This window comes from Bradyrhizobium sp. UFLA05-112, from assembly GCF_053572325.1.
In genome coordinates, this window is the sequence record NZ_JBANBK010000016.1 from 58307 (window position 1) to 80957 (window position 22651).

Below are 22651 nucleotides of genomic sequence, written 5' to 3' on the forward strand. Positions count from 1 at the left end.
GCCGGAGCTGGAGAAAGTGGAATGGCCAACGAACAGGGGATCACGACGGACGAGGCCGCCGATGTCGTCGCCAGGTTGAAGCGGCGGATTATCGACGAGGCGCTGCCGTTGTGGTCGGGCGAGGGCTGGGATGCGGCCTCGGGCGGCTTCATCGACCGTCTGCACAAGAATGGCTCGGCGGATCGCGCCGCGCCGCGCCGGGTGTTCGTGCAGGCCCGCCAGATCTACTGCTATGCCAAGGCCGCGCAGATGGGCTGGTATCCGGAAGGCCGAGCGATCGCGCTGAAGGGTCTCGAGTACATGCTGGCGCGCGCCAAGGCGCCGGATGGCCGCCCGGGCTATGTGCATCGCTTGATGCCGGAAGGTACCGTGCTGGACGGCAAGCGCGATGCCTACGACCACGCCTTCGTCCTGCTCGCGCTTGCGACCGTCTACGCGTTGGATAAGGACGCGCAGGTTCGCGCCGAGATCGACGCGCTGCTCGCCTTCATCGACGCGCATCTGCGCTCGCCGCATGGCGGTGTTCACGAGAGCCTGCCGATGGCGATGCCGCGCCGGCAGAATCCGCACATGCATTTGTTCGAGGCGATGATCGCATGCTTTGACGCGACGCATGACCTGTCGTTCCAGAACCGCGCCGGCGAGTTCTTCGCGCTGTTCCTCGCCAATCTCTACGACAAGCAGAAGCGTGCGCTTGGCGAATATTTCGAGGAGGACTGGTCGAAGATCGAGCCGGTCAGCGTCGAGCCCGGCCACCAGGCCGAATGGGTCTGGCTTCTGAAAGGGTTCGAGCGCATCACTGGCTGCCCGACGGGGCGCTATCGCGGTGAGCTGCTGGAGACGGCGGTGCGCGGTCACGACATCGCGACCGGCTGCCTCATCGACGAAGCCGACGTCGACGGCAACATCCGCCGGCATTCCCGGCGGCTGTGGCCGCAGACCGAGATCGCGAAAGCGTGGATCGCGCAGGCTGAATCCGGCGAGGTTGGTGCAGCGGACAAGGCGCGCACGGCGCTGGTGCGGCTGGAACGGCACTATCTCAGCCATCCCGTGAGGGGTGGCTGGTATGATCAGTTCGACCGAGACGGCAACTCGCTCGTCGAGACAATTCCTGCGTCGTCGTTCTATCATGTCCTCTGCGCGGTGACGGAAGCCGAGCAAGTGCTGGGGTGAAGCGCTTTTGTTTTGACGCGTTTTCTTCACGCGAACCGGTTCCCACTTCGCTTGAAAACGCTATAGCCAGCGCTTGCGCCGCTTGAAGCTCTTGAGGTTTTTGAAGCTCTTGCGTTGGTCGCCGGCGCCGCCGAGGTAGAACTCCTTGACGTCCTCGTTGTCGCGCAGCTCGTCGGCGGTGCCGTCGAGCACGACCTTGCCCTGTTCCATGATGTAGCCATGGCTCGCGACCGAGAGCGCGGCGCGCGCATTCTGCTCGACCAGCAGAATGGTGACGCCGAGGTCGCGATTGATCTTCTTGATGATCGCGAACACTTCCTTCACGAGGAGCGGCGACAACCCCATCGACGGCTCGTCCATCAAGATCATCTTCGGGCGTGCCATTAGCGCGCGGCCGATCGCGAGCATCTGCTGTTCGCCGCCGGAGAGATAGCCGGCGAGGCCCGTGCGCTCCTTCAGGCGCGGGAAGTAGCTGAAGACCATGTCGAGATCGGAATCGACCTCGCGGTCGCTGCGGGTGAAGGCGCCGAGCTTGAGGTTTTCAAGCGAGGTCATGTCGGCGACGATGCGCCGGCCCTCCATCACCTGGAAGATGCCGCGGCGGACGATCTTGTCGGGATCAATGCCGTTGATCCGGTCGCCGTCGAACATGATCTCGCCGCGCGTGACCTCACCGTCCTCGGTCTTCAGCAGGCCGGAGATCGCTTTCAGCGTCGTCGACTTGCCAGCGCCATTCGCGCCCAGCAGCGCCACGATCGCGCCCTTGGGCACCTCGAGGCTGAGGCCGCGCAGCACCAGGATGACGTCGTCGTAGACGACCTCGATGTTGCGCACGCTGAGCAGCGGCGCGGGCGCGACGACGGTTGGCGTTGAGTGCGCTGCTTCGATGGTTTGGGTCATGTCTCTTCATTCTCCGCTGTCGTCGCCCGGCTTGACCGGGCGACCCAGTATTCCAGAGACGCCAGACGCTTCCTGAGAAGCCGCGGCGTACTGGATCCCCCGCTTTCGCGGGGGATGACAGTTGTTTGGATGGCAGCAGTACAGCTCACCACCCGAACCATTCCGGCTTGCGCGGCAGCTCGACGGTCTTCACCTTCTCGAGCTTGATCGTGCCCTTGGCCATGAGGTCGTTGAGGTCGCCGTCGGTCGCACCCGTCACCTTGGCGCGATAGAGGTCGACCTTCATCGTGCCGCGATGATCCTTCTCGGTGTAGGTCGAGGGATTGCAGACACCCTCCATGCCTGCCGGCACCCAGTCCTTTTTCTGGTAATAGCCCTTGGCGACGTTCTCGCCGGTCGCACCGCCGTTCTTCGCGGCCCAGTCCAGGGCCTCCCTCATGTACAGCGACGAGCACACGGCCGCGACGTAATGCACGGGGCGATAGACCTTGCCGGTCGGGTCCGACATCTTCGAGATTTCCATCACCGTCTTCATGCCGGGCGCGTCGCCGCCCCAGCTCACGGAAGTGCGCAAGGGGAAGATCACGCCATCGGCCGCGTCGCCTGCGGTCTTGGCGGCGTTCTCGTCCATGCCCCAGACATTGCCGAGGAACTGGATGTCGATGCCGGCCGACTTGCAGGCCTTCATCACCGAGATGTTGGAGGCCGCGGTGTTGCCGAGATAGGCGTAGTTGGCGCCCGAGGACTTCAGGCTCAGGCACTGCGCGCTGTAGTCGCCTGGCGTCAGCGCAAACACCAGCGGCGGAAGCACCTCGAACCCGAGCTCCTGCGCCAGCGCCTCGCCGGCCGCCTTCGGAGCGTTCGGGTAGGGGTGGTTCGCACCCATATGGACGAACTTCGGCTTGCCGGTCTTGCCCTTGGCCTTCCAATCATCAGCCGCCCACATCAGCATCGCGCGCAGCGCATCCGAATAGGTCGGGCCGTAGAAGAAATTGTAAGGCGCAGCCTTGGCCTTGCCGCTGGTGCCTTCCGGATCGGTCAGCGCTGCGGCATAGGAACCGGACATGTCGGGGATCTTGTCCTGCGCGAGGAAGCCGGTCAGCGCCTCGGTGTCGGCGGTGCCCCAGCCCATGATCGCCGCGACCTTGGTGTCGGGCGCCGACCATTTCTTGTACAGCGCGATCGCGCGTGGCACCTGATAGCCGTAGTCGTTGGTGTCGAGGTTGAGCTGCTTGCCGCCGATCCCGCCGTTCTTGTTGATCCACGCAAACGTGTCGGCGACAGCCTGGCCGTAAGGAGTGCCGACGTCGGACGTGCCGCCGGAATAGTCGGCGAGGTGACCGATCGCGATCTGCGCCTGCGCGGCGGCCGAAAAGGCTGCGAGCGCAAGCGCGAGCGATGCGGTGCTCAAAAGGGATTTTGTCTTCATCGGTTGGTTCCTCCTGTTATCGTTTTGGTCGAGTTGCCCGCGCTCAGTGCGAGAACGGGTAGAGCTTCCAATAGGCCTTGATCTGTCGCCATCGATGCGCGAGCCCATCCGGCTCGAACATCAGGAACGCGATGATGATGAGCCCGATCGCGATCTCGCGCAGGAAGGTGATGTTGGTGTTGAGCGACAGCGCATGGTCGATCGCGCCGCCCTTCAGATGCAGGCTGAGCCATTCCATCGATTCCGGCAGCAGCACGACGAAGGCGGTGCCCATCAATGTGCCCATGATCGAGCCGGTGCCGCCGATGATGATCATGGCGAGGAACAAGATCGAACGCTCGATGCCAAAACCTTCCTGCGAGACGACCTGCTGGTAATGAGCGTAGAGTGCGCCCGCGATGCCGGCGAAGAAGGCCGCGAGCGCAAACGATAGCGTGCGGTATTTCGTCAGGTTGATGCCCATGATCTCCGCGGAGAGATAGTGGTCGCGGATCGCGACCAGCGCTCTGCCGTCGCGCGTGCGCATCAGATTGGTGACGAGGATGTAGCTCGCGAGCACGTAAGCCAGCACGACGTAGAAATATTGCTTATCGCCGCGCAGCGTATAGCCGAAGATCGAGAACGGCTCGGCGCTGGCCGGCACCGAGCCGCCGGAGAACCATTCAGCGCGCGAGAAGAAGTCGAGCAGGATATATTGCGCCGCGAGCGTCGCGATGACGAGATAGAGCCCCTTCAGCCGTGCCGCCGGAATGCCGAAGATCAGGCCAACGAGCGCAGTAACGATGCCGGCGAGCGGGATGGCGAAGAACACCGGGATCGGCGCGTTGTTGGAGATATAGGCCGAGGTGAAGGCGCCAAGCAGGAAGAAGGCGGCGTGCCCGATCGAGATCTGGCCGGTGAATCCGACCAGGATATTGAGGCCGAGAGCCGCGATCGAGAAGATGCCGATCTGAATCAGGATGCTGAGCCAGTAGCCGGAGAAAAATTGCGGTGCGAGACAGAGAAGGAGCACACCGGCAATCGCAAAGTTGCGGCTGGTCCTGGTCGGGAAAATCGTGGTGTCGGCCGCGTAGGTCGTGCGGAAATCACCAGCAGGGATGAGGGCGGGGCCGGCCATGGTCAAATCCGCTCGATGTCACGGGTGCCGAACAGGCCGTAAGGCTTGATCATCAGCACGATGATCAGGACGTAGAACGGCGCGATTTCGTAGAGATTGCCCCAGTGCAGATACTGGCTGTCGACATATTGCGCGATGTTCTCGAGCAGCCCGATGATGATGCCGCCGAGCACGGCGCCGCCGACGGAGTCGAGCCCGCCGAGGATCGCCGCCGGAAACACCTTGATGCCGTAGGCCGCCAGCCCCGACGACACGCCGTTCACCACGGCGACGACGACGCCGGCGACCGCCGACACCGTCGCCGAGATTGCCCAGGCCATCGCGAACACGCTTTTGACGGAAATGCCGAGCGACTGCGCCACCTGCTGATTGAACGCGGTGGCCCGCATCGCAAGGCCGTATTTGGAGGCGCGGAAGAACCAGGCCATGCCGATCATCATCGCGACCGAGACCACGAGGCTCATGATGTAGACAGTCTGGATCTGAAGCCCGAACAGGTTCACCGATTGGCTTTCGAACACCCGCGGGAACGGCTGCGGGTTGACGCCGAACATCCATTTCAGTGCGGCCTGGAACACCGTGGAGAGGCCAATGGTCACCATGATCACCGAAATGATCGGCTCGCCGATCATGGGCCTGAGAATCAGCACCTGGATTGCGATGCCGAACACGAACATGAAGACGAGCGTCATCGGCATGCCGATCCAGAACGGTACCTGATATTTCGCCAGCAGCGCCCAGCACACCCAGGCGCCGACCAGCAAGAGCTCACCTTGCGCGAAGTTGACGACCTGCGTCGCCTTGTAGATCAGCACAAACGACATCGCGACGACGCCATAGAGCGTGCCCACCACGAGGCCGTTGACCAGAAGCTGGAAGAGGAAGGCGGTGTTCATGTACGTTGGACCTTTCGCCTCTCCCCGCTTGCGGGGAGAGGTCGACGTGCGCCGAGCGATGCGAAGCATCGTCCGGAGCGCGGCGGGTGAGGGGAAGCTTCCGCATGCGAGGTGCTAATGAGGTCTCGCACAATTTGGCGGGCGTTCTCGAGACCATCGCGACCGCCCTCGGAGAGGCTCCCCCTCACCCGGATCGCTGACGCGCTCCGGCCTCCCCCCGCAAGCGGGGAGAGGCGAGGGGCTGCGGTGCGCGCGTCCTGGCTCACTCCGCGGCCTCCGCCATATGCGCGCCGGCGTCCAGATCCACCACGCGCAGCGTGGTGCGGACGCGCTGGGTGGTGCCGTCCTGGAAGCGGATCACGGCGTCGACGGGGATGTTGGCGTCGCTGCGATAGATGGCGTCGATGATATCCGCATACTTCTCGTTGATGACGCCGCGGCGCACTTTTCGGGTGCGGGTGAGCTCGCCGTCGTCGGCGTCGAGCTCCTTGTAGAGCAGGAGGAAGCGCGAGATGCGCTGTGCCGGCGGCAGCGTCGCGTTCACGGTCTCGACTTCCTTCTGGAGCAGCGCATAGACCTCCGGCCGCGAGGCGAGGTCGCTATAGGTCGTGAATGAGAGCCGGTTCTTCTCCGCCCATTTCGAGATGATGGAGTAACGGATGCAGATCATGGTCGCGAGCGCGTCGCGGCCGGCACCCAACACTACGGCTTCCGCGATATAGGGCGAGAACTTCAGCTTGTTCTCGATGAATTGCGGCGAGAAGCGTTCACCGCGCGAAGTCTCTGCGAGGTCCCTGATGCGGTCGATGACGACGAGCTGCCTGTTATCGTTGAAATAGCCGGCATCACCCGACAGCATCCAGCCATCCCTGATGTCGGCGACGCTCGCCTCGGGGTTCTTGTAGTAGCCCAGGAACATGTTGGGATGCCGCACCACGATCTCGCCGACACCGTGGACGTCGGCGTTGTCGATGCGGATCTCGACGCTGTCGGCCATCGGCACGCCGGTGGTGTCAGGATCGACCTTGCCGTCGGGATGCAGTGTGTAGGCCCCTAGCAGCTCGGTCTGGCCGTAGAGCGTGCGCAGCGGCACGCCCATCGCCTGGAAGAACTTGAAGGTATCAGGCCCGAGCGCGGCACCACCGGTGGCAGCCGAGCGCAGCCGCGTGAAGCCGAGGCGGTCGCGCAACACGCGGAACAGGATCATGTCGGCGAGGCCCGAATGCTTGCCTTGCGCGAGCGCGGCAAGCCCGGTCTTCATGCCAAGATCGAACAGCCGCTGCTTGAATGGCGTCGCGTCCATCACCTTGGCGCGGACGTCGGCAGCGATCGATTCCCATACGCGTGGCGCAAAGAGCACGAACGTCGGCGCGATCTCACGCAGATCGTTCATCATGGTGTCGGGCTCTTCGACGAAATTGATCTTCATCCGGCAGAGCAGGCCTTTGCCGAGCACATAGACTTGTTCCATGATCCACGGCAGCGGCAGCACCGAGACGTACTCGTCGTCCGGCCCCTTCGGATCGAAGGCGAGATAGGTCGCGCAGTGGCCGAGCACGCGGCCGGCGGCGAGCATCGCGAGCTTCGGATGGGACGTGGTGCCCGAGGTGGTGCAGAGAATCGCGACGTCCTCGCCCTTGGTTTCGTCCACCAGCTTGTCGTAAAGCCCCGGCTCGCGCGCCGCGCGTGCGCGGCCGAGCTCGGCGAGCTTTTCGGCCGGCATCAGCCGCGGATCGTCATATTTCCGCATCCCGCGCGGATCGGAATAGATGATGTGCTTCAGTTTCGGCACGCGATCGGCTAGCCCCAACAGCTTGTCGACCTGCTCCTCGTCCTCGGCGAAGACGAGCTGCGCCTCGCCGTAGTTGAGGAGATAGGACGCCTCCTCATCCAGCACGTCGCGATAGAGTCCGAGGCTCAGACCGCCGATCGCATGGGTCGCCACTTCGGCGGCGACCCAGTCCGGCCGGTTGTCGCCGATGATGCCGATGACGTCGCCGCGCCCAAGGCCGAGCTCGACGAGGCCGAGCGCGAAATCGCGCACCCGGCTCTGGTAGTCTCTCCAGGTGAAGAGACGCCAGAGCCCGAAATCCTTCTCGCGCAGCGCGATCTCGCTGCCATGCTCCTTCGCATTCAGCCGCAGCAGTTTCGGATAGGTGTCGGCCTGCGCGACGCGTCCCGCATAGTCCATCATGCCGCGCACTCCGGGGCCGCGGGCTTGTCGTCGGGATCGACCAGCACCTCGTCCTCTTCGCCAAGATAGGCGCGCTTGACATGGGGATCGGCCAGCACCGCGGCCGGATCGCCCTCGGCGATCTTGCGGCCGAAATCCAGCACCATGACCCGGTGGGAAATATCCATCACCACACCCATGTCGTGCTCGATCATCACCACCGTCATCCCGAACTCCTCGTTGAGATCGACGATGTAGCGGGCCATGTCCTCCTTTTCCTCGAAGTTCATGCCGGCCATCGGTTCATCGAGGAGAATAAGGCGCGGCTCCAGCGCCATCGCGCGTGCCAGCTCGACGCGTTTGCGCAAGCCGTAGGGCAGGGTGCCGGCTTGCGCTTTTCGAACCGATTGCAGGTCGAGAAAGTCGATGATCTCCTCGACCTTGCGGCGGTGCGCGAGCTCCTCCTTGCGCGCGCCGGTCAGCCAGTACAGTGAGCCCGTGATGAAATTGTTCTTCAGCAGGTGATGGCGGCCGACCATGATGTTGTCGAGCACGCTCATATGATGGAACAGCGCGAGATTCTGGAAGGTGCGCCCAATGCCGAGCGAGGCGCGGGCGTTCGGCGTCAATCCAGTGATGTCGCGGTCCTGGTAGAACAGTTGGCCTTCGGTCGGCCTGTATCGACCGGAAATACAGTTCACGATCGAGGTTTTGCCGGCGCCGTTGGGGCCGATGATCGAGAACAGTTCGCCGTCCTTGATGGAAAAGCTGACGTCGGTCAGCGCGCGGACGCCGCCGAACCGCAAGGACACGCCGCGCACTTCAAGACTGGTTGCCACCAATAATTCCCTCCCCGGCGACGGCGCTTTTGCGCTCTTTCGTCCATTTCCTTGGGCCGATCCTATATCGGCCGTTCGGACGAAACCATGCAGCCGATGGTCCCGGCCCGATCACGCGATGCGGCGTTGTCCCCATTGGGAACAAAAGCCGCACCGCGAGAGGTGGTCCTCAATAGGGTAAAGCGCTATTTTGAAATGTCTTGCGCCTGACAATTCGTCGGCAAAGTTTTTCGCGGGGGTGGGGACTGCTTCTTTTGCCGCAGGGCGAGCGATGCGAACTTGCTGCGGTGCAGCAATCGGGCGGGGTGACGTTACGGTGCGGTTGGCCTTGGGATCATGATTTCGGAGGATCAGTTGAAGCGCGTCGCCGCCTGGTCGCGCGAGCTCACGATGCGCGAGATTGAGGTTGCCCGCGCCGGGATTATCGAAAAATCCTATGTCAACGGCGAGACCGTCTTCATGCGCGGCGACAAGTTCGACTATTGGGCCGGCGTGGTCAGTGGGCTCGCGCGGATGGGCGGGGTATCGCGCGACGGCAAGGAGACGAGTTTGGCGGGGCTCACCGCGGGAGCCTGGTTCGGCGAGGGCAGCGTGCTCAAGAACGAGCCGCGGCGTTACGAAGTGGTCGCGCTCCGCGACAGCCGTCTCGCTCTCATGGAGCGCAGTGCCTTCCTGTGGCTGTTCGAGAACAGCGTCGGCTTCAACCGCTTCCTGGTGCGCCAGCTCAACGAGCGGCTCGGCCAGTTCATCGGCATGCTCGAGGTCAACCGCACGCTGGACGCCACCGCACGCCTTGCTCGCAGCATCGCTTCGCTGTTCAACCCGATCCTCTATCCGGATTCCAAGACGCATCTGGAGATCACGCAGGAGGAGATCGGCGCACTCTCGGGCATGTCGCGGCAGAACGCGAACCGCGCGCTGAACCGGCTCGAGAAGGAGGGGCTGCTGCGGCTCGAATATGGTGGCATCACCATCCTCGATGTCGAGCGGTTGCGCGGATATGGGGATTAGGGCTGGCGGCGCCAATCCTTCATCGCGCATTGGCTGGCGCGTGTGCCGGCCACAGATCGTCGCGCCAGCGCACCGCAATCGCCATCATCGCGATGAACCCAGAGATCGCATACAGCGAGCCCGTCGCCGAATAGCCGATGCGATCGATCAAGCTGCCCGCCGCGAGCAGCCCGAGCGGCAAGCCGTAGATCACCATCATGCGCACCCCCATCACGCGGCCCCGGAGGTGCGCGCTCGCCGCACGCATCAGGATCACTGCGGCTGATATCATCGACATGCTCTGGGCGATGCCGGCGAGCACGAGGCAGGCCATGGCGACCGGCATGGTCCTCAGTCCGACGAACACCAGCAGCATCGCGTACCAGGCGAGTGTCGCGCCGATCAGAAGCCGGGCGATGCGCAAGCCGCCCACAAGGCTGAGCGTGATCGAACCGATCAGCGAGCCCACGGCGAAACTCGCCGACAGATAGCCGAGACCGGTCTGATCGGTATGAAAGATGTCGCGCGCGACGAAAGGCAATAGTCCGTTCGTCAGCGGAAATGCCGTCAGATTGGCCAAAAACGCGACGCAGAGCGCCGCTCTCATCCCTGGGCCATTCCAGGCGTAAACGATGCCCTCTTTCAGGTCGCGCATCAGTCTCGCGCCGGTGCGGTCGTCCACCGGGCGATGGCTTGCGGCAGAGGACTTTGGCGGCCGGGTCAGGCAGAGCATCAGGATCGCGGCCACGAAGTAGAGACAGGCGATCGCCACATAAACGAGGCCGATACCAAGCGCGGCAAACAGACCGGCGCCGGTCAAGGCGCCCGCGATGCGTGCACTATCCTGGGTCGTGCGCGACAGGCTGATGGCACCAACCAGTTGTTCGGCCGGCATGATGCTGGCGAGCAGCGCACCGCGAATCCCGAGATCCGAAGGACGGATCAGGCCCATGACCGCGACGATGATCATCACATTGAGCGGTGCCAGATGGCCGCTTAGGGCCAGCGCCATGATGGTCGAGGACAGCGCCGTATAGGCAAGACGCATGGCGACGAGAAGATCCCGGTGACCCATGCGGTCTCCGATCATCCCGAACACCGGTGCGGTCAGTGTCCCGACATATTGCAGCGATGCCAGGATCGTGAGCAGCAGCACCGAGCCGGTCTCCACCATGATGTACCAGCCGAGCACCAGCGTTTCCACCTCGAATGCCCAGGAGGTGAGCAGATCGGATGGCCATTGAAAGCGATAGTTGCGGATGCGGAACGGCGCGAGCGCGGAAGGTCGTGTGGCTGTGCTCAAGATGTGATGACGGGTTTCACGGCGATTCCCTGCCCTTATTATTTGCTTTTTCTGTTCGTCAGCGTAGTGCCGGCGATACGCGTGTCAATTGACGCTACCGCATGCCGCCATGCTAGCCGACATCAGGCGATGTGCCATGCGTTGCGCAACCCGTTTCGTGGAGGGATAGACGAGCCGCCGCTTGCTCTTCCGGCGCGTCGAGCCCATTCTGGTCCACACCCCGGACCCATTCGGCAGGAGCCAGGGGATCGCGCCATCGCGGCGTACACGAGGTCTTGGGCCATGAAAGGTCTTGGGCCATGAAAGGTCTTGGACAGGGTCTTGGGCCATGAACTGCTCGGGTTGCGGTTTCGAGGTTCAGAGTGGCTTTGCCTTCTGCCCGAAGTGCGGCACGAAGCAGCCGCGCGCGTGCCCTGGCTGCGGCTTTCCATGTGCGCCGGATTTCGCATATTGCCCGAAATGCGGCGCTCTCGTCTGTGAGGCCCCCCAAGGCGGCGGGCAGGCATCGGTGCGGACGAGCCCGACGATCATCCCGATCAGGTCCTCCTCGCCGCCGCTCGCGCCGACGGTTGAGGCTCAACACGCGTTTCGACCGCAGCCCGAGAAGATCGATAGCGAGGCAAATCGTCGTACCATCACCGTGCTGTTTGCCGACCTCAGCGGCTTCACTGCGATGACCGAGCGGCTCGACCCCGAGGTCATGCAGACGCTTCAGAACGAACTATTCGAGGAACTGACGGCCGCGGTGCAGAGCTTTGGCGGCTTCGTGGACAAATTCATCGGCGATGCGCTGCTTGCTCTTTTTGGTGCGCCAGCCGCGCACGAGGACGACCCTGAGCGGGCGATCCGCGCGGCTCTGGACATGATCAGCCGGACGGCGCGCCTCAGCGAACGCGCGAAGGCGTATGCCGGCTCACCGCTGCTGCTCCATGTCGGTATCAACACCGGGCATGTCGTTGCGGGAGGGTTGGGTGTGGGTGTTGCCAAATCCTATTCGGTAACCGGCGACACGGTGAATACCGCACAGCGATTGCAGTCCATGGCGCCTCCGGGCGAGGTCCTGGTCGGGCCGCTGACCCACCGTCTGACCCGGCATGCTTTCTCCTATGACTCGCTTGGCGAGGTCTCGCTCAAGGGCAAGATGGGCAGCGTCCTGGTCCATCGTCTGAAGGGGGCGCTCGACACGCCCCGTGCAGCAAGAGGCCTCGACACGCTAGGCCTCAGCGCGCCCCTGATCGGGCGCGACACCGAGCTTGCCCGCGTGATCGGCAGCCTTGATCGCGCGTGCAGCGGCGCGGCTCAACTGGTGCGGCTGGTCGGCGAAGCAGGAATCGGGAAAACGCGCCTGGTGAACGAATTCGTCGCTCGCATCCGCGATGAGGATCGCTTCGCGGGTGTGGCGATCCGGCAGGCCGTCTGCTCGCCTCTGGGCGAACAATCCTACGGCACACTCGCCGCGGTGTTGCGCAGCGCCTATGGCATCGCGCAGAAGGCCAGCGCCGCAGAGGCGGAGGCGAAGCTTGCCGAAGCGCTGTCGGAGCTTGGCCTCGCGGCCGAGGAGACCGACCGCTTGATGCCCCTCTATCTGCACGTTCTTGGCCTCGGCGACCCCAGCGCCGTGCTCAGGCATGTCGAGCCCGAACAGCTCCGTCGACAGATCTTTTTCGCGATCCGCACCGTCTTCGAACGCCGCCTCGCCTTGTCACCGCTTCTGATCATCGTCGAGGACCTGCACTGGGCCGATGCGGTGTCGCTTGAAGCACTGCGATTCCTTATGGATCGGCTGGAGCGGACGCGGCTGATGCTGCTGTTCACCCATCGGCCAATGCTCGAGCTTGATCAGTTCGGTTCGAGTCGGATCAGTCACACGACCCTTCGGCTGTCTCCGCTTGGCGATGCTGACGGACAAAAACTGCTCGCGGCCTACTTCAGTCATGGTTGGCGTGAGGCACCGGGACAGCTGTTCAGTCGAATCCTCGAGCGCGCGAGCGGCAACCCGCTTTTCCTCGAGGAGATCATTCGCGGCCTCATCGAAGCCGGCGCCGTCGAGCGTGATGGTGCGCAGTGGCGGATGAAGTCGGATGAAGCCGCTACCGATATTCCGGCAAGCGTTCAGGCGCTTTTGCTGGCGCGCCTGGACCGGTTGCCGCACGAGGTGCGCCGCCTGGCTCAGGAGGCTGCGGTGATCGGTCCGCGCTTTGATGCGGCTGTTCTCGGTGCGACAGCAACCGAGCGGGCGAGGGTCGAGGCAGGGCTCGAACTTCTGTGCGACGCCGAGATCATCGAGGAGGTCGCAGGCTCGAACACGATTTCGCTGCGGAGCTATCGCTTCACGCAAACCATGCTCCAGGACGTGATCTATCAGAACCTGCTAATGCAGCGACGGATCGAGCTCCATGGTCGCATTGGTGCCGCTCTGGAGCGGCTCTATGGCAACGAGCCCGAGCGGCTCGAAGATCTCATCTTGCTTGGACACCACTTCAGTCTGAGCGCAAGCAAGTCGAAAGGAGCGCGTTATCTGGGCGCGGCCGGCGATCGCGCGCGCGCGAGCTATGCCAACGACGATGCCCTGCGTTTCTACCAGCAGTCCCTTTCCGTGCTGTCGACCGGTAGTGAACGGGAGCCGGAGTGCCTGGTCTTGTGCGAGCGCATCGCGGACCTGTGTCGCGTGGCCGGCCGCCGAAGTGCTGCCGAGGAGCACTACCAGAGTGCCCTGGAGGGGCACCGCATCGCACGGGACAGCATCGGTGAAGCGCGAATTCTTCGCAAGCTCGGCCGATTGTTGTGGGACGCCGGCAAGCGCATCAAGGCAGAGGCGCACTATGCTGAAGCGGCTGACCGGCTTGGCGGCATCGAGGCGCCGATCGAGTGGGCGCACCTCCTGCAAGAACGCGGCCGACTTGCGTTTCGCGTGGGTGATCACGTCGCTGCCGCAAGATGGGCGGAGGAGGCACTCGGCTATGCGAGGTCCGTGCCGGCGGACGCGGACGGGCAGGCCGGGCTCGAGGCGGCGCGCGCTATTGCGGAGGCGCTCAACACCAAGGGGGTCGCGCTGGCCCGGCTTGGACGGCACCAGGAGGCCGTGGGCGAGGTGGAGCAAAGTGTCGCGGCAGCGGAAGCCGCCGGCCTGCTCAACGCGGCGTGTCGCGGCTACACCAACCTCAGCGTGCTCTATACGATCGTCGATCCGGCGCAAGCCATGGAGGTTTGCCGGCGCGGACTCGGGGTGGCGCGTCGCATAGGCGATCTCGGCTTCCAGGCGCGACTCCTCGCCAACTTTGCCGTCGCCTGTTGCACTTTCACGGACAGATGTACCGACGAGGGAGTGCCGGCTGCCGAAAAGGCGGTCGAGATCGATCGTGCGCTCGACCAGCGCGAGCATCTCCCGGTGCCGCTGATCGTTCTTGGGCAGATCCATCAATGCCATTTCCGTCCCGACCTCGCCGTCCGCTGCTACAACGAGGCCATCGAGGTGGCGAACGAAACCGGCGAGCCGCAGCAGCTGTTTCCGTGCTATGATGGTCTTGCGACGCTGAACCTTGATCGCGGCGACATGCCCGAGGCCGAGCGATATTTCGCGCTAGCCCAGGACGTCTGCGACCGGCACGGGCTTGATCCTGCTGGACTGATCGTACTGCCGTTTCTTGACTAGCCAATGTGAGGGAGTTCAATGATGTCAGACCGCCATCTCGATGGACCACTTCAACCGGGCGATCGCGCACCGAACATCGTGCTGGACGCCATCACGCGCGAAGGAAAGATCGCGCTCGAGGATTATCGCGGGCACAGTCCAATATTGGTCGGCTTGTTTCGTGGCCTGCACTGCCCGTTCTGCCGGCGCCATATCGCGGCGCAGGCGCAGCTTGACGGCGCGCTGCGCGGGAAGGGCATCGAAAGTCTCACGGTGGTCAATACGCCGATCGATCGCGCGCGGCTCTACTTCCGCTATCATCCATTGCCCAACCTGCTCGCCGCGTCCGACCCCGAGCGGGTCTCGCATCGCGCGTTCGGCCTGCCCAATCTCGAGTTCACGGAAAACGAAACCGAGTGGCCGCGTAAGGTGGGCATGGATGTGGTCATGAGCATGCCGGTCGCGATGCCAGGCGAATTGCCCGGGCCGATGAATCGGCCGGCGGCGGCCGAGTACCTCAACAACAAGGACGGCTACGAGATGATGGAAGCCGATCAGCGCATGGCGGCGACCGGCCAAGGCCAGCTGTTCGGCCAGTTCCTGCTCGATCGGGAAGGGATCGTGCGCTGGACGTTTACGGAGGTTCCTGACGGCGGCCAACGCATGTTCGGAGCGCCGAGCCCACAGGAGTTGATGTCGGCCGCCTCGCAGGTGGCGGGCTAGGTACCTGGCGATTGACCCGCCACGTTCGGCCGTTTCTCTGCGAGCGCCGCCGCCACCGCCGAGATGAGCGGGCGCATGAAGTAGTGGTCTTCCACCGGTGAGACGTCGGTGCGCAAGCCGTGCGCCGCGAGCTCGCTCGAGACCGCCGGCCCCACCGATGCAATCAGCGTCCGCTCGAACCCAGCGCGCAGGCGCGCCTCACTGCCATGCGCCCTCGCGGCTTCGATCAGGCGGCGCACCTGGCCGAGATTGGTGAGCGCGATGGCATCGATCCGCCCTTCCGCCATGTCGTCGATCGCGGTGACGATATTCGCATCCGCCGCCTTCGGATCGTAGACATAGGGCAACACGGTATCGACTTCGGCGCCTTGCGCCTCGAGCGAGCCGATCAGCGCGCTGTGATCCTTGTCCGGATAGACCTGCAGGCCGAGGCTGTGCCCCCCGAGATCGGTCTTTGCCAGCATCTCGATGACGCCCTCGGTGGTCGGCTTTTCCGTGGTCTGCTGCGCCTCCAGCCCGACCTCGCGCAGGGCGCGCCCCGGCTTCGGCCCGCGGGTGAATTTTCGCGATTTGGCGAGCGCTGCGACAAACGCCTGATCGATCCCGCGCTCGCGCGCGAGCTTCATCATCCGTCGCAGGCCTTCGCCGGTCATCAGCACGAGGTCGTCGAACGGCTTGTCGATACAGCGTCGGATCCAGGCCTCGACCGGCGCGGGATCCGGCGCGTCGTGAATGGCGAACATCGGGCATTGCACGACGTCGGCGCCTTGTTCGGCGAGAAGCTTGGAAAATTGGGCCTCCTCGCGCGTTTCCAGGATCAGGATGCGGTAGCCGTTCAGCCGGTCGGCCATGGTCGAGCCTCGCTTTGCAATTGCAATGTTACGTTCATCCTGACTCCGCTCTTGGGATTGGCGCAAGGCGGGCTCCGGTGATAGAGCAGGACGCAAATCGGCCTGTTCCGTATCGTTTGCCCAAACCTTCATCAAGCTCATGCCCGACCATCAATACGTTCTGACGCTTTCCTGTCCGGATCGCCCCGGCATCGTCTCGGCAGTGTCGACCTTCCTTGCCCATAACGGTCAGAACATTCTCGACGCCCAGCAGTTCGACGACGTGGAGACCAAGAAGTTCTTCATGCGAGTCGTGTTCACGGCGGCCGATCTCGCCGTCGAACTGTCGGCCTTGCAGACCGGCTTTGCCGCGATCGCGGAGCGCTTCGGCATGGAATGGCAGATGCGCGACCGCGCCGCGCATCGCCGCGTGATGCTGCTGGTATCGAAGTCCGACCACTGCCTGGTCGACATCCTCTATCGCTGGCGCACCGGCGAATTGCCGATGAGCCCGACCGCGATCGTCTCCAACCATCCGCGCGAGGCCTATGCCGGGCTCGATTTCGGCGAGGTCCCGTTCCACCATCTGCCGATCACCAGGGAAACCAAGCGCGAGCAGGAGGGGCAGATCCTCGATCTCGTCGCCAGGACGAAGACCGATCTCGTGGTGCTCGCCCGCTACATGCAGATCCTGTCGGACGATCTATCCGCAAAGCTGTCGGGACGCTGCATCAACATCCACCACTCGTTCCTGCCGGGCTTCAAGGGCGCAAAGCCCTATCACCAGGCTCATGAGCGCGGTGTGAAGCTGATTGGAGCGACCGCGCATTACGTCACGCGCGATCTGGACGAAGGTCCGATCATCGACCAGGACGTCGAGCGGATCAGCCATCGCGACACGCCGGCGGATCTCGTCCGCAAGGGCCGCGACATCGAACGCCGCGTGCTGGCGCGCGCGATGCGCTACCATCTCGACGACCGCGTCATCCTCAACGGGCGCAAGACCGTGGTGTTCGTGGATTAGTGGATGACGAGTGGCGAATAGTGGGTGGAAGAAGCGGAGCTTCCTATTCGCTATTCCCTATTCGCCATTCGCCTCTTCAATGAACCGCGCCGCCTGACGTCGAGCCCGTGGCGCCCTTCTGCGCCTGCTCTTCCTTCTCGCGGTCGGCCGCCGGCATCAGCCGCTTGCGCTCGCGCTCTTTCATGTAGGCGTCGTATTGCGGCGTGCCCGGTCGCGGCGGTGCGTCCGCCGGCAGGCCGCCAGCCCATTGCGGAATGTAGTCGCCCATGCCGGCCGACAGTTTCTCGTTCACCGTGCCGCAGCCGGACAGCCCCGCCGTGAGCGCGAGGAGGATGAGGAGGAAGCGGAAACGTTTCGACATTGTAAGTAGCGTAGGGAATCGGAACGGGTTAGCCGGAGGCCGGCTGGAGCCGGCGCCGAGGAGACTAGCCATCAACAAGGTAAAATAGACTTATTCGAGATAGGTTACATCATACCATTTTTGCGGCGGTCTCGAGAATTTCCGGATATACAGATTCTGCAAGGGGAAGCCGAAATCCTCCATCCACGCCGCTCGTCCCATCTGTGGACTGCCGCGGCGGCTTCGCGACAAAGTGCCCTGTTCGGCGACGGGGTTTTTCGTTGACAAGTCCATTTTATTTGTACAAGCGTACAAATAGTATGGCTAGCGTCGGGATGCTCAGGTTACCTCGACGTAACCGCAATACGGCTCCCGCTGCTGGCAACCGGAACGCGGCTTGCGCCGAATGGTCGCCAAACGTCCGATTGACAATGGGGGCGCGAAAGACGCCATGTGGCGCGCGACAACGCTCGCGCGCGAGCCAGGGTGAGGCAAGGACCAGGCGCTCGGTCCGGCACACGAGAGGTCAGGAATGAAGGGGAGGGACATCTGATGTTCGAACGCAACGTGTTTTCTCGGGCCGCCGCGGTGGCCGCTATCGCGGGCCTTGCGGCCGTCGCGCCTGCCAGGGCGGAAGATACCGTGAAGGTCGGCCTGATTCTGCCAATGACCGGCGGCCAGGCCTCGACCGGCAAGCAGATCGAGAACGCGATCAAGCTCTACATGCAGCAGAAGGGCGACACCGTCGCCGGCAAGAAGGTCGAGATCATCGTCAAGGACGATGCCGCGATTCCCGATAAGACCAAGACGGCCGCGCAGGAGCTGATCGTCAACGACAAGGTCAATTTCATCGCCGGTTTCGGCGTGACGCCGGCGGCACTCGCCGCTGCGCCGCTCGCCACCCAAGCCAAGATTCCGGAAGTCGTGATGGCGGCCGGCACCTCGATCATCACCGAGCGCTCGCCCTACATCGTGCGCACTAGCTTCACGCTGGCGCAGTCCTCGACCATTATCGGCGATTGGGCGGTGAAGAACGGCATCAAGAAGGTCGCGACGCTGACCTCGGACTATGCGCCGGGCAATGACGCGCTCAACTTCTTCAAGGAGCATTTTGTCGCCGGCGGCGGTGAGGTGGTCGAAGAGGTCAAGACGCCGCTCGCCAATCCCGACTTTGCGCCGTTTCTCCAGCGCATGAAGGACGCAAAACCCGACGCGATCTTCGTGTTCGTGCCGGCCGGCCAGGGCGGCAACTTCATGAAGCAGTATGCCGAACGTGGCCTCGACAAGGCAGGCATCAAGGTGATCGGGCCGGGCGACGTCACCGACGACGATCTCCTCAACAACATGGGCGATGCCGTGCTGGGCACCGTGACCGCGCATCTCTACTCCGCGGCGCATCCCTCGCAGATGAACAAGGACTTCGTCGCTGCCTACAAGAAGGCGTTCGGCAACCGTCCGGGCTTCATGGCCGTGAGCGGCTATGATGGCATCCATTTGATCTACGAGGCGCTCAAGAAGACGAATGGCGACACCGACGGCACCAAGCTGATCGAGGCTATGAAGGGGCAGAAGTGGGAGAGCCCGCGCGGCCCGATCTCGATCGATCCCGAGACCCGCGACATCGTGCAGAACATCTACATCCGCAAGGTCGAGAAGGTCGACGGCGAGCTCTACAATGTCGAATTCCAGACGTTCGAAGCCGTCAAGGATCTCGGCAAGACCAAGAAGTGACGCGCTTTTCTAAACCTCTCCCGCTTGCGAGAGAGGTCGGCGCGAAGCGACGGGTGAGGGCTCCCTCAATACGGGGATTGTCCCGTTGCGGAGAGACCCTCTCCCCAGCCCTCTCCCGCAAGCGGGAGAGGGAGCACAGCAGACCTCATATCTTTTCGACAACGATCTGCCCTCGATGACCGCAATCCTCACCAACCTGTTCGATGGCGTTGCCTACGGCATGCTGCTGTTCGTGCTCGCTTGCGGGCTCGCGGTCACGCTCGGCCTGATGAACTTCGTCAATCTCGCGCACGGCGCCTTTGCGATGTCCGGCGGCTATATCTGCGCCGTGCTGGTCAACCAGCAGGGCTGGCCGTTTTTCGCCGCACTACCGCTCGCCTTCGTCTCCGCCGCCGTGATCGGCATCGCGCTGGAGCGAACGCTCTACCGCCACCTCTATGCGCGCAGCCATCTCGACCAGGTGCTGTTCACGATTGGCTTGACGTTCATGTCGGTCGCCGCGGTCGACTACGTCATGGGATCGTCGCGGGTGTTCATCAATCTGCCGGCGGCGCTCCAAGGCCAGTTCGACCTGTTCGGCGTCGGTATCGGCCGCTACCGCCTGATGATCGTCATCATCTGCGGGCTCCTCACCATCGCGCTCCAGCTCGTGCTGGCGAAGACCCGCTTTGGCAGCCGTCTGCGTGCCGCCGTCGACGATCCGCGCGCCGCGAGTGGCCTCGGCATCAACGTGCCACAGGTGTTCGCCTTCACCTTTGCTTTCGGCTGCGGCCTCGCGGGCCTCGGCGGCGCGCTGAGCGCGGAGATCCTTGGGCTCGATCCGTATTTCCCGCTGAAATTCATGATCTACTTCCTGATCGTGGTCACCGTGGGCGGCTCCTCCTCAATTACCGGTCCATTTCTGGCGTCGCTGCTGCTCGGCATCGGCGACGTCGCCGGCAAGTACTACGTGCCCAAGATGGGTCCGTTCGTGATCTACACCATGATGATCGTGATCCTGATCTGGCGCCCGAACGGCCTGTTCGGCCGCACGGCCGCACGTTGAGTTGAGCCGATGAGCGCTGCATCCGACGTCGGTTATCACGCCCAGCGACATGCGCGCTGGCACTATGGCGAAGTCGCATTCTGGCTGATCGTGCTGGCCTGCGGCTTCGTGTTTCCCTCGCGCTACCTGATCATGACCGACATCGTGCGGCTCGCGCTGTTTGCGATGTCGCTCGACCTGATCCTTGGCTATGCCGGTATCGTCTCGCTCGGACATGCCGCCTTCTTCGGCGTCGGCGCCTATGCCGCTGGGCTTCTTGCGCTGCACGGCATCATCAACGAGCCGGTGCTTGCGCTGATCGTCGCGGGCCTCGCCGCGATGGTGCTCGGCTTCGCCACGAGCTTCTTGGTGATCCGTGGTGTCGACCTGACCCGGCTGATGGTCACGCTCGGCATCGCGCTGCTGCTGGAGGCACTGGCCGAGCGCTTCTCCAACATCACAGGCGGCACTGATGGTCTGCAAGGCATCGAGATGCAGCCGATTTTTGGGGTGCTTGCCTTCGACATGTTCGGCAAGACCGGGTTCTTCTATTCCGTCGCCGTCCTGTTCGTGCTGTTTCTGCTCGCGCGCCGCATCGTGCATTCGCCGTTCGGCCTGTCGCTGCGCGCCATCAAGAACAATCCGCTCCGAGCCGCCGCCATCGGCATTCCCGTCAACCGCCGCCTGATCGCGATCTATACGCTCGCCGCGTTCTATGCGGGGATTGCGGGCGCGCTGTTCACCCAGACTACCGCGATCGCCTCGCTCGACGTGTTCGCCTTCGAGCGCTCGGCCGATCTGATGCTGGTGCTCGTGATCGGCGGCACCGGTTATCTCTATGGCGGGCTGATCGGCGCGGTCGTGTTCCGCATGCTGCAGGAATGGTTCTCGACGATCACCCCGCAATATTGGCAGTTCTGGATCGGCCTCGTGCTGGTCGTGATCGTGCTGGTCGGCCGCCAGCGCCTGCATCGCTGGGTGCTGTTCGTGCCGAACCTGATCATCAAGCAGGTAGCCGGTCGCAAGGCGGTCGTCGCCGTGCCGGAGGGCGACGCATGACCATCGCGCTCGAAACCCAGAATCTCGAAAAGACGTTCGGAGGCCTGCGCGTCACGCGCGACCTGTCGCTCAAGATCGAGCAGGGCGCCCGTCACGCCCTGATCGGCCCGAACGGCGCCGGCAAGACCACGGTGATCAACCAGCTTACCGGCGTGCTCAAGCCGAACTCGGGACGCATCCTGCTCGAAGGCCAGGACATCACCGATCTGCCCGTGCACAAGCGCGTGCTGCGCGGCCTGTCGCGCACCTTCCAGATCAACCAGCTCTATCCCGACCTGACGCCGCTCGAAACCATTGGGCTAGCGGTCTCCGAACGCCTCGGCCATGGCGGCGACTGGTGGCGGCGCATGGGCACCCGCGACGACGTCAATGGCGAGATTGCCGAGCTCCTCAAGCACTTCCATTTGCTCGACGTCATGAACGAGCAGACCGTGACGCTGCCGTATGGCAAGCAGCGCTTGCTCGAGATCGCGGTCGCAATCGCGGCCAAGCCGCGCGTGCTGCTGTTAGATGAACCCGCCGCCGGCGTGCCCGAGAGCGAGCGCCACGACATCCTGGCCGTGGTCGCAGCGCTGCCCCGTGACGTCACCGTGCTCCTGATCGAGCATGACATGGATCTCGTCTTCTCGTTCGCCGACCGCATCTCGGTACTGGTTGCCGGCGCGCTGCTCACGGAGGGTCCGCCGGATCAAGTGGCGCGCGACCCGCAAGTCAAGGCCGTCTATCTCGGCGAGGAGGCGGTCAATGTCTGACCTGCTCGCAATCGACTCACTTCGCGTCGGCTACGGCGAGGCGGTGGTGCTGCCCAACATGTCCTTGCGCCTCGCCGAGGGGCAGGTGCTGGCGCTGCTGGGCCGCAACGGTACCGGCAAGACCACGCTGATCAACTCCATCGTCGGCGTCACCCGGCGCTTTTCCGGCTGGGTCGCGCTCGCCGGCGCCGATGTCACCTCGCTGCGGCCCGACCAGCGCGCGCGCGCCGGCATCGGCTGGGTGCCGCAGGAGCGCAACATCTTCCGCTCGCTGACGGTGGAGGAGAACATGACCGCCGTGGCTCAGCCCGGCCTCTGGACGGTCGAGAAGGTCTACGAGATGTTCCCGCGGCTGAAGGAGCGGCGGAGCAATTTTGGCAACCAGCTCTCCGGCGGCGAGCAGCAGATGCTGGCGATCGGCCGCGCGCTGACCCTCAATCCCAAGGTCCTGTTGCTGGACGAGCCGACCGAGGGTCTTGCGCCGATCATCGTCGAGGAGCTTCTGAAGGCGATCGGGACTATCACCCGGGCCGGCGGCATCTGCTCGATCATCGTCGAGCAGAACGCCCAAAAGATTCTGGGGCTTGCCGACCGCGTTGTGATATTGGAGCGCGGAACGATCGTCCACGACGCCCCGAGCGCCGCGCTGAAGGCCGACCCATCGGTCCTCGAGCGCCATCTGGGCGTCGCCGGGGCGGCCGCCCACTAGTCTGTCTG

The 22651-nt window shown here is 63.7% G+C and carries 19 protein-coding genes; 10 read left to right on the forward strand and 9 right to left on the reverse strand.

What is annotated here, in order from left to right; translation table 11 throughout:
* Positions 1-21: 21 nt before the first annotated feature.
* Positions 22-1173, forward strand: a complete 1152-nt coding sequence (locus tag SO180_RS12180) for an AGE family epimerase/isomerase (RefSeq protein WP_449379060.1) — start codon at positions 22-24, stop codon at positions 1171-1173.
* 60 nt (positions 1174-1233) lie between these two features.
* Here the strand turns inward: SO180_RS12180 and SO180_RS12185 are convergent, their stop codons facing one another.
* From SO180_RS12185 to SO180_RS12210, 6 genes are all read right to left on the reverse strand, one after another.
* The gene (locus SO180_RS12185) at positions 1234-2073 is read right to left on the reverse strand and encodes an ABC transporter ATP-binding protein (RefSeq protein WP_449379061.1); all 840 of its coding nucleotides are present in this window, start codon (positions 2071-2073) and stop codon (positions 1234-1236) included.
* Positions 2074-2218: 145 nt separating this feature from the next.
* Positions 2219-3502: an ABC transporter substrate-binding protein gene (locus SO180_RS12190; RefSeq protein ID WP_449379062.1), complete on the reverse strand. Its 1284-nt coding sequence runs from the start codon at positions 3500-3502 to the stop codon at positions 2219-2221.
* A gap of 43 nt (positions 3503-3545) precedes the next feature.
* Positions 3546-4619, reverse strand: coding sequence for a branched-chain amino acid ABC transporter permease (locus SO180_RS12195; protein WP_449379063.1), 1074 nt, complete (start codon positions 4617-4619; stop codon positions 3546-3548).
* 2 nt (positions 4620-4621) lie between these two features.
* The gene (locus SO180_RS12200) at positions 4622-5515 is read right to left on the reverse strand and encodes a branched-chain amino acid ABC transporter permease (protein WP_449379064.1); all 894 of its coding nucleotides are present in this window, start codon (positions 5513-5515) and stop codon (positions 4622-4624) included.
* 262 nt (positions 5516-5777) lie between these two features.
* Entirely contained in the window at positions 5778-7709 is a 1932-nt protein-coding gene (locus tag SO180_RS12205) for a long-chain fatty acid--CoA ligase (protein WP_449379065.1), read from the reverse strand.
* Positions 7706-8527 carry an ABC transporter ATP-binding protein gene (locus SO180_RS12210; protein WP_449379066.1) on the reverse strand — a complete coding sequence of 274 codons (822 nt, stop codon included), beginning with the start codon at positions 8525-8527 and terminating at the stop codon, positions 7706-7708. Before SO180_RS12210 ends, SO180_RS12205 begins: the two co-directional genes overlap by 4 nt.
* A gap of 336 nt (positions 8528-8863) precedes the next feature.
* On the opposite strand from SO180_RS12210, the gene SO180_RS12215 reads away from it, so the two are divergent.
* The gene (locus SO180_RS12215) at positions 8864-9538 is read left to right on the forward strand and encodes a Crp/Fnr family transcriptional regulator (RefSeq protein ID WP_449379067.1); all 675 of its coding nucleotides are present in this window, start codon (positions 8864-8866) and stop codon (positions 9536-9538) included.
* A gap of 19 nt (positions 9539-9557) precedes the next feature.
* Here the strand turns inward: SO180_RS12215 and SO180_RS12220 are convergent, their stop codons facing one another.
* The gene (locus SO180_RS12220) at positions 9558-10820 is read right to left on the reverse strand and encodes an MFS transporter (protein WP_449379068.1); all 1263 of its coding nucleotides are present in this window, start codon (positions 10818-10820) and stop codon (positions 9558-9560) included.
* Positions 10821-11148: 328 nt separating this feature from the next.
* Between SO180_RS12220 and SO180_RS12225 the strand changes: the two genes are divergently transcribed.
* Complete coding sequence (locus tag SO180_RS12225) at positions 11149-14472, forward strand: adenylate/guanylate cyclase domain-containing protein (RefSeq protein WP_449379069.1); 3324 nt, start codon at positions 11149-11151, stop codon at positions 14470-14472.
* A gap of 21 nt (positions 14473-14493) precedes the next feature.
* Complete coding sequence (locus SO180_RS12230; RefSeq protein WP_449379070.1) at positions 14494-15174, forward strand: redoxin domain-containing protein; 681 nt, start codon at positions 14494-14496, stop codon at positions 15172-15174.
* Here the strand turns inward: SO180_RS12230 and SO180_RS12235 are convergent.
* On the reverse strand, positions 15171-16025 hold the full coding sequence (locus SO180_RS12235) for a uroporphyrinogen-III synthase (protein ID WP_449379071.1): 855 nt from the start codon (positions 16023-16025) through the stop codon (positions 15171-15173). The two genes, SO180_RS12230 and SO180_RS12235, sit on opposite strands and share 4 nt — an antisense overlap.
* A gap of 139 nt (positions 16026-16164) precedes the next feature.
* Between SO180_RS12235 and purU the strand changes: the two genes are divergently transcribed.
* Positions 16165-17028 carry a formyltetrahydrofolate deformylase gene (purU, locus tag SO180_RS12240; RefSeq protein ID WP_449379072.1) on the forward strand — a complete coding sequence of 288 codons (864 nt, stop codon included), beginning with the start codon at positions 16165-16167 and terminating at the stop codon, positions 17026-17028.
* A gap of 76 nt (positions 17029-17104) precedes the next feature.
* Here purU and SO180_RS12245 read toward each other — a convergent pair whose 3' ends face one another.
* Positions 17105-17389 carry a hypothetical protein gene (locus tag SO180_RS12245; RefSeq protein ID WP_449379073.1) on the reverse strand — a complete coding sequence of 95 codons (285 nt, stop codon included), beginning with the start codon at positions 17387-17389 and terminating at the stop codon, positions 17105-17107.
* Positions 17390-17920: 531 nt separating this feature from the next.
* Here SO180_RS12245 and SO180_RS12250 point away from each other — a divergent pair.
* From SO180_RS12250 to SO180_RS12270, 5 genes are all read left to right on the forward strand, one after another.
* Positions 17921-19099 (forward strand): ABC transporter substrate-binding protein, encoded by a 1179-nt coding sequence (locus tag SO180_RS12250; protein ID WP_449379074.1) that lies wholly within the window; start codon positions 17921-17923, stop codon positions 19097-19099.
* A 175-nt stretch (positions 19100-19274) separates the two neighbouring features.
* The gene (locus SO180_RS12255) at positions 19275-20144 is read left to right on the forward strand and encodes a branched-chain amino acid ABC transporter permease (protein WP_449379075.1); all 870 of its coding nucleotides are present in this window, start codon (positions 19275-19277) and stop codon (positions 20142-20144) included.
* 9 nt (positions 20145-20153) lie between these two features.
* Positions 20154-21182, forward strand: coding sequence for a branched-chain amino acid ABC transporter permease (locus SO180_RS12260; protein WP_449379076.1), 1029 nt, complete (start codon positions 20154-20156; stop codon positions 21180-21182).
* Complete coding sequence (locus tag SO180_RS12265) at positions 21179-21934, forward strand: ABC transporter ATP-binding protein (protein ID WP_449379077.1); 756 nt, start codon at positions 21179-21181, stop codon at positions 21932-21934. The genes SO180_RS12260 and SO180_RS12265 overlap by 4 nt, the downstream gene beginning before the upstream one ends.
* A complete protein-coding gene (locus tag SO180_RS12270) occupies positions 21927-22643 on the forward strand; it encodes an ABC transporter ATP-binding protein (protein WP_449379078.1) in 717 nt (238 codons plus the stop codon). The genes SO180_RS12265 and SO180_RS12270 overlap by 8 nt, the downstream gene beginning before the upstream one ends.
* The last annotated feature ends 8 nt before the right edge of the window (positions 22644-22651 follow it).